The organism is Domibacillus robiginosus (assembly GCF_000966195.1).
Classification (GTDB): Bacteria; Bacillota; Bacilli; order Bacillales; family Domibacillaceae; genus Domibacillus; species Domibacillus robiginosus.
The window spans coordinates 20,692-28,485 of sequence record NZ_LAHL01000081.1 but is presented as its reverse complement, the minus strand read 5'-3'; the positions used below and the strand labels follow the sequence as shown (position 1 = coordinate 28,485).

Here is a 7,794-nt window from a genome sequence, read left to right as displayed (position 1 = left end):
AATGTGTTAGTGCCTGATGACGGCGAGTCTTACACATTTTAAGATGAAAACGGCCAAATATTTTAGCAAGCATGTTAAAGGGGAGAAGATAATCATGTCAGTTGAAAACAATAAAAAGCTAGTTCGTCGTTTTTATGAATTGCTTCAACAACAAAATTATGATGCAGTTGCAGAGTTATGCCATCAAGATTTTGTGTTTTATCCACAAATTGATACTCCTTTATCTGGTGTAAAAGGTTTTATAGAAGCAGAAAAGAAAAACTTTGATGCATCTCCTGACTTCAAAATGCCTCTTAAAGCTATTATGGCTGAAGGAGACGAGGTAGCAATTTATCTAGAATTTGAAGGCACGCATACAGATGACTTGTTCGGTGTCCCTGCAACTGGAAAGACCATTAGAATGTCTCTTATGATGCTTCTGCGAATTGCTGATGGCAAGATTATTGAGAAAAGAGCTCATTATGATAAGTATGATATTCTAAGACAAATTGGTGTTAACCTAACTTATTAAAAAGATTTCTCAGAATTTTAAACTTGTTAGTTTAGATAATTCTAAGACCTGTTAAGATTCGTTTTTATTGTTTCTCGGTTTATCGATATGATGGTGAATGATAATTTTAGCATTTTGTATTTATACCTACAGCAAGAAACAAATGTATAGTGTGGGATATCATTATAGATAATAAATGTCATAATTAATCGCCTTTAATTCATGAATTCAAAAAGGTTGCTTGTGTAACGCCTAATAAACCTTCTATTTTCTCTTCAAAAAAGCTAGAAGCCCCTAGTCTGAATGTAGTAAACAATGGATTACTAAATAATAAATATAAGCAATGGATGTACAAAAAGACTGAGAGATACTTCCTAGAGAAGATTTTTCAGTCTTTTTCCATTAAGAAATTGTTTAATAGAGGGTGAGTTTTTATAAGATTCTTCGAGATATTTTATTTGAAAATTAGAAAAAACAAATTTTCTAAAGTAAAAAGTAGAGAAACAGCCAAGCATGGATTTGAGTTATTAACATATCTTTAGTTCCGTTTTATACAATAACTGTACTACATTTATTGATAAAATATCAAGAAAATACAAGGGAGGGGGCTATGGTCAACGAACTGAATAAATCATAAATCTGCTAAAATAGATAATTTATAGTGAAGAAGACATTCAAGCTTTCCAATTAAATCAGTTGTAATAGTATGATTGGACAAAGGTTTTATTAATGGATAAGCGATGCCGACAACACTATAGATCGATGGATTTAACAGTATCCGAAGAAGACAGGAATACGGCTCTAAACTATTATTTTCAACTTTTGTGAGTTATTGGTCTAAAGATTTTATTTTTAATAAAAGAACCTTCATCAACCATAGCGCATTTAGTAAATTATGATAATCCCTATAAATAAGATCAAACAAGCAATATTGTAAGCGATTTCTTAACGTACTATATTAATGATATTATAAAAAAATACGTTAAATCAATCTATGTAATTATGGGGGTTATCTTTTATGCTAATATACGCTCCTTTTCAACCAGGAATTGAAGGTGACACAAATCGATGTACACAGCAAAAAGTACTTGTAGATTCGCTTAATCAAAATTTTATCCTATTCTACCAAATGAATATTAATGTTCTTCTTGATGATGTTGTTTCTATATTGCCCGATGGCTGTGTAGAAATATTGTTCTATTGTAACCCTAATAAACCTTTTGCATGTATTGATGGAAGTGTTCTCAAAAATGAAAATATCAATTTCTATAATGAATATGAATATTTTGGTGTGAGAATTTTACCGGATCAAGCTATTAAAATAATAGACCTTCCATTAAGCGAGATAATAAATAAAAGGATTTCTTTAGAAGAAATCGACCCAAAATACACATTTCTTATAGAAAAAATCTGCGAAGCTAAAACATTTCAAAAAAGAGTAGATATTTTCACTTCATTTTTTTTGAATAATGAAAAAAATGAAATGATTCATCCGTTTATCGAATACGCCATTAAGAAAATATATAGCACCAAAGGGAATATCAGTATAGATAAAATAGTAGAAGACGTGGGATATTCGAATCGTCATTTACGAAAGAAATTTAATGAGCTTGTTGGTATGTCTCCCAAATTTTTTTGCCAGGTTGTTCGATTTCAATATGCCTTGCACTTAATTAGTAAAAACAAGAACTGTAAGATTTGGGACATCATCGATGAGGCAGGATATTATGACCAAGCACACTTTATAAAAGAATTTAAAAAATTTCATATTGTTACACCAATAAAATATAGAAATAATTTAAGTTAAAAACCTAAAATGTAAGTCAACTAATTTTAATTTTACACTGAATTAAACATGGAATTGATTATCATTTTTGTGGAGAAGAGATCACAACTTTCCAGCGTTGGTCAAAGCAGAATTTAAAGAAAACCAGCTGAAATAGCTTTAAAACTGGTTATTTGATTTTCATAAATAATATGGAAGCGGGGAAATGCTATATGAATCTACTACTACAAAATTTCACAAAACAATTTATAAATGGACAATGGAAAGAAGGCGGAAGTTCAAAAGTAATCCAAAATTATAACCCATATTCAGGCGAAGAGATGCTAACCATTCAAGCTGCAAATAAAGATGATTTAAATGAGGCATATGAAGCCGCACAACAAGTCCAGCCAGTTTGGGAGGCAATGTCTTTAGCTGAGAAGAAGCAGCGTTTTGAGCGATTAGTGAAAGTACTGGAAGAAAAAAGAGAAAATATTATTCAATGGATTGTGCAAGAATCTGGAAGTTCACTTTTAAAAGCAACAATTGAATTTGAATCATCTGTTACTATGGTAAAAGAATCCTCAAGCTTTTTGACACGTATTACGGGACAAATTTTACCTTCATATGTACCGAATAAAGAACATCGTATTTATCGAACAGCAAAAGGTGTAATTGGTGTAATTGGTCCTTGGAATTTTCCATTTCTTTTAACAATGAGGTCAGTAGCACCTGCAATCGCTACCGGAAATAGTGTTGTAATTAAGCCGGCATCTGATACACCAGTTACCTCAGGGTTATTGTTCGGTGAAATATTTAAAGAAGCGGGATTCCCAGAAGGTTTAGTAAACGTTATTGTTGGACGTGGTTCTGAAATCGGGGATGCATTTGTGGCACATCCTATTCCCAGCATGATTTCATTTACTGGATCTACTGAAGTAGGCCGTCGTATTGGAGAAATTGCAGGAAAAAATTTAAAAGATGTTGCTCTGGAACTAGGTGGCAACAACGTGATGGTTGTCTTAAAAGACGCAAATATCAAACAAGCCGCAAAAGCCGCTGCCTTTGGTAAGTTTTTACACCAAGGTCAGATTTGTATGGCGTTAAATCGCATCATTGTTGACCAAGCTATTCACGATGAATTTGTTGAAGAATTTACTGAAATTGTGAAAGAGCTTAAAACAGGAGATCCTGCTGACCTAACGACATTTATTGGTCCACTTATCAACGAGGAACAAGTGGAAAGACTTCAACAAGACATCCAGGACAGTGTTGCACAAGGTGCGCAGATTCAACTTGAGGGGACCGTTGATCGTTGCTTAATGCAGCCAGTAATTTTAACTAATGTCTCAAACGGCATGCCGGTTGCTAAAAACGAAATTTTTGGCCCGGTTGCACCTATAATTAAAGCAGCAGACGAAGAGGAAGCTATTCAAATTGCAAACGATTCACCTTATGGTTTAAGCGGCTCTGTATTTACAGAAAACCTTCATCATGGGGTAGAGGTTGCAAAAAAAATCAAAACGGGTATGATTCACGTCAATGATCAATCTGTAAACGATGAAGCACATGTCTCATTTGGAGGCGAAAAGGATTCTGGTATTGGTCGTTTTAATGGTGAATGGGCGATTGAAAAGTTTACAACCGTAAAATGGATTAGCGTGCAAAATGGTTACCGTGAATATCCTATTTAATATTTCTTAATTAAATATTTTACATTATAAGTTCAAGAACTTCCGACTTTTTAGTTGCAAATCTATAATGTGATAAAGGTAGCTTACATAAAGCTGCCTTTATTCATTAGAATTGGAGTTAGTACAGTTTCATAGAGACAGTTTAAGTAAGTCCTTACAATTATTTTGATAGGATGCGTCCAAAATGGAACGTAAACCTGTAGGCAAAAAATAGAACGATGACTTTAAGAAAACGATTGTGGACTTATATCATTCCGGCAGCCCAATTAAAGAATATGGCGTATCCGACGTAACGACTTATAAAGGGGTGAAAGACTTCACCCTATTGGTTCCGAGAAGAGGTACTGACACCAAAATAGTTAGCTAAGATTCAGAAAGAAAACCTTCGATTAAAACAGAAAGTAGAAACTCTAAACAAGAGGATGAGGTATAATGTTAACAAAAAAAATTAATCTTTGGGAAAACAATGAAACAGCATTTTTATCAACATATATCCTCGACAATTCCGATGAACTACATCCAAATAAGAAGCGCCCTGCGGTGATTATTTGCCCTGGGGGTGCCTATTTGGCCACGTCAGATAGAGAAGCTGAACCAGTAGCGCTTAGATTTGCTGCGAAAGGGTTTCATGTATTTGTATTAAGGTATTCATGTTTATTAAAAAACTTTGAGGATTTTGATCTTTTGTTAGAGGAAGGTTCATTACCTGAAATAAACAAAAATACACAAATGCCACAACCACTTTATGACTTAGCAAAAACGTTTTTAATCATTGGCCAACATGCTGACGAATGGCATGTAGATATGGATAAAATTGCGATTTGTGGATTTTCAGCAGGAGCGCATCTTACAGCAAGTATGGGTGTACATTGGCACAGATCTACTTTAAAAGATAAATTTTCAGTAGAGAGTTCCAAGTTTAAACCTGCAGCTCTTATTTTAGGTTATCCATTGATCGATTACTCACTGACGGAAGAAAATTCAAGGGGGGACGAGTTTACAGGAAAATTATTCGAGTTTTCCAGATTGGCTCATTTTGGTGAAAAGTATCCTTCGAAAGAAAAGATGAAGCAAGCAAGTCCTATTCATTTTGTCTCTGAAAATACGCCGCCAACTTTTATTTGGCATACCGATAATGACGAATTGGTTGATTCGGAAAACTCTTTAGCAATGGGATTAGCCTTAAGAAAGAAGCAAGTTCCATTTGAAATGCATATATTTGAGAATGGTGTACATGGCTTATCTTTAGCTGATGAAGTGTCTGCAGGTGACTCTACATATATTAATGAAGCTGCACAAGCTTGGCTACCAATGGCTTTAAAATGGCTAGAAAAACAAAACTTTACTTTATGACTAGTCATTTAGTTCCGTTAATAATCTTATGTAATTCTGCAGGTGAATAAGATTATTAAAAAGTGACGAGGATTTGTAAAAAACTCCCCAGTTTATTGGGGAGTTTTTTGTTACAGTTCTTCAATAAAGTCTTTGTTGAATTTATAAAAAATAAGCTTTAAAAAGATGTGCTTTTCAAATGATTGCTATTTAAAATGTTTCTGTTCGGGCAGTTAGAAAACAGAATCAAAGTGAAGTAACTAAAAAATTATTTATTCAAATCAAGAATATACAGCGCAACATAATATTATCTAGCTAGTAGTACAAGCAAGAGTAAAGGAACTCTTAAGAACCTAGTAAGTAATCACCGATCTCCAATCACAATATACACGGCTTTAACAGGCCCGTGTACACCGACCACGAGGTTCATTTCAATATCAGCAGAGTTACTTGGACCGGTAATAAAATTGATGCATGACGAAATCGTTTCACCCGCCTGTACGCGGCGGGAAATCTCCTGTGCTGCCTGCGTCATACGTGGTACAATGGTGCTTTTCGGCACGAGGGCAATGTAGTTACGCGGAAGCAGGCTGACCGTGCGCCCTTTTCCAGCACCGGAAAACAGGACGACCGTACCCGATTCAGCGAGGGTGATATCACTGAAAGTAATACCAATGTTCGCCCGCTCTGCCTGGGCGATATTTTCCCGGCCGCGGGCAGCATCCCATTCGTTTACCTCCACATTACGCGATGGCCATGTTTCTTTCAGCAGCCCATCCAGGCCAAACTCCGCAAAGCGCGGGTCCTTCCAAAGAGATACCGGTCCGCCGCCATATAAATGAACAGTTGCCTCCAGTATTTCCGACAGCTTGCTACTGGTCGTTTCAATCAATTCGGTATGAATGAGCTGGCACTGGTCACGCAGCACATTCATTAATTCGTCCGGCGTTTTATCGGTCAGTGTTTTATCCTGCGGACGAAACTGCCAGTTTCGCTCCGGCTTCATACTTGTATTACGGCTGCGGCCAAGCTGCCTGGCCACGTTGTTTAAAAAAGATTCACGCTGATGGATCACTGTTCGCCGCCTCCTTTTTCGTGCTGTTTAAACCAGTCACGGAACCGCTCCTTATTTGGCGCCGGAAATTCCCGGATTTCTGTCCATGCTTTTAATGGTCCCGGCCCGCTTGAAATGCGGTCATTTTTCGTAAATGGCTTCATCATCGCCGCGGCCATTTTCGAGCCTGCTGCATACATAGGATCTGAAGCGGCACCAAAACCAAACGCTTTCATCGCAAGCTTTTCAGAAATAGGCGCGCGTCCTTCCTTTTCTACAATTACCTGCCGATGCTTGTGCAGCAGTTCATGCAGCGGAATTTTCACCGGGCAGGCGTCTGTGCAAGCCGCACAAAGCGTCGAAGCATAAGGAAGATCTTTAAAGTCATCATAGCCGCCAAGAAGCGGTGTGAGAACGGCTCCAATTGGCCCCGGATAAATCGAATTGTAGGAGTGGCCGCCAATATGGCGATATACCGGACAGACGTTAATACAGGCCGCACAGCGGATACACTGCAGAACGGACTGAAATTCCGTGCCTAAAATTTTAGAACGCCCGTTATCCACGATTACAAGGTGAAATTCTTCCGGTCCGTCCGCATCTCCTTCTTCCCGGGGACCTGACAGGGCGGTAATGTAGCTCGTCAGTTTCTGTCCGACTGCACTGCGTGTCAAAAGGCCGACAAGTACTTCAAACTCTTCAAATGTCGGCACAATCCGCTCCATTCCCATTACTGCAATTTGTGTTTTTGGCAAATCCGACACAAGGCCGGCGTTTCCTTCATTTGTTACAAGGCCTATCGATCCGGACTCAGCAATCGCAAAATTACAGCCGGTAATACCGATATCTGCTGTTAAAAACTCCTGACGCAGTGTTTCACGAGCATGTAGCGCCAGTTCTTCCGGCTTCGAGGTGAGCTTGTAATCCAGCTTCTGGGCAAATACATTTCGAATTTGTTCTTTGTTTTTATGAAGCGCCGGTGTAACGATATGGGATGGCGGGTCATGTTCATCCAGCTGCAAAATATATTCACCAAGATCGGTTTCAATGACCTCGCATCCTTCGTTTTCGAGCACACCATTCAAGCCGATTTCTTCTGTGACCATCGATTTAGCTTTCAGAATTTTTTTTCCGCCATTCGCGTTTACGACTTCACGGATATATCCAGTCGCTTCCTCTGCTGTTTCGGCAAAAAACACATGCCCGCCGCGTTTTTGAAGGTTCTCGGCCAGCTCATGAAGATAGTAATCCAGATTGTTTAATACATGCTTACGGATTTCCTCTCCGTGTGAACGCCACTCTTCCCAGTTTCCAAGCTCTTCTGCCGCGTCAAGCCGGCGTGTACGAAGCCGTTCTTGTGCGCCAGCTACCGCACCGCGCATAAAGGTATCTTCCATATTATTATTAACGTTTTCTTTAAACTTGCCTTCTCCAATTTTCATTGCCATGCTGTTTCCTC

The 7,794-nt window shown here is 38.0% G+C and carries 6 protein-coding genes; 4 read left to right on the top strand and 2 right to left on the bottom strand.

What is annotated here, in order from left to right; genetic code table 11:
- Nucleotides 1-94 precede the first annotated feature (94 nt).
- The 4 genes from VP97_RS22570 (at nucleotide 95) to VP97_RS22555 (ending at nucleotide 5,302) form a co-directional block, all read left to right on the top strand.
- Nucleotides 95-511 (top strand): ester cyclase, encoded by a 417-nt coding sequence (locus tag VP97_RS22570; protein WP_050184434.1) that lies wholly within the window; start codon nucleotides 95-97, stop codon nucleotides 509-511.
- Nucleotides 512-1,508: 997 nt separating this feature from the next.
- On the top strand, nucleotides 1,509-2,297 hold the full coding sequence (locus tag VP97_RS22565; RefSeq protein WP_050184431.1) for a helix-turn-helix domain-containing protein: 789 nt from the start codon (nucleotides 1,509-1,511) through the stop codon (nucleotides 2,295-2,297).
- Between the two features lie 191 nt (nucleotides 2,298-2,488).
- On the top strand, nucleotides 2,489-3,949 hold the full coding sequence (locus VP97_RS22560; protein ID WP_050184428.1) for an aldehyde dehydrogenase family protein: 1,461 nt from the start codon (nucleotides 2,489-2,491) through the stop codon (nucleotides 3,947-3,949).
- Between the two features lie 432 nt (nucleotides 3,950-4,381).
- A complete protein-coding gene (locus tag VP97_RS22555; RefSeq protein ID WP_050184426.1) occupies nucleotides 4,382-5,302 on the top strand; it encodes an alpha/beta hydrolase in 921 nt (306 codons plus the stop codon).
- A 343-nt stretch (nucleotides 5,303-5,645) separates the two neighbouring features.
- On the opposite strand, the gene VP97_RS22550 is transcribed toward VP97_RS22555, so the two are convergent.
- Together VP97_RS22550 and VP97_RS22545 are read right to left on the bottom strand one after the other, a co-directional pair.
- Complete coding sequence (locus VP97_RS22550) at nucleotides 5,646-6,356, bottom strand: LutC/YkgG family protein (protein ID WP_050184424.1); 711 nt, start codon at nucleotides 6,354-6,356, stop codon at nucleotides 5,646-5,648.
- The gene (locus VP97_RS22545; protein WP_050184423.1) at nucleotides 6,353-7,783 is read right to left on the bottom strand and encodes a LutB/LldF family L-lactate oxidation iron-sulfur protein; all 1,431 of its coding nucleotides are present in this window, start codon (nucleotides 7,781-7,783) and stop codon (nucleotides 6,353-6,355) included. The genes VP97_RS22550 and VP97_RS22545 overlap by 4 nt, the downstream gene beginning before the upstream one ends.
- Between the last annotated feature and the right edge of the window lie 11 nt (nucleotides 7,784-7,794).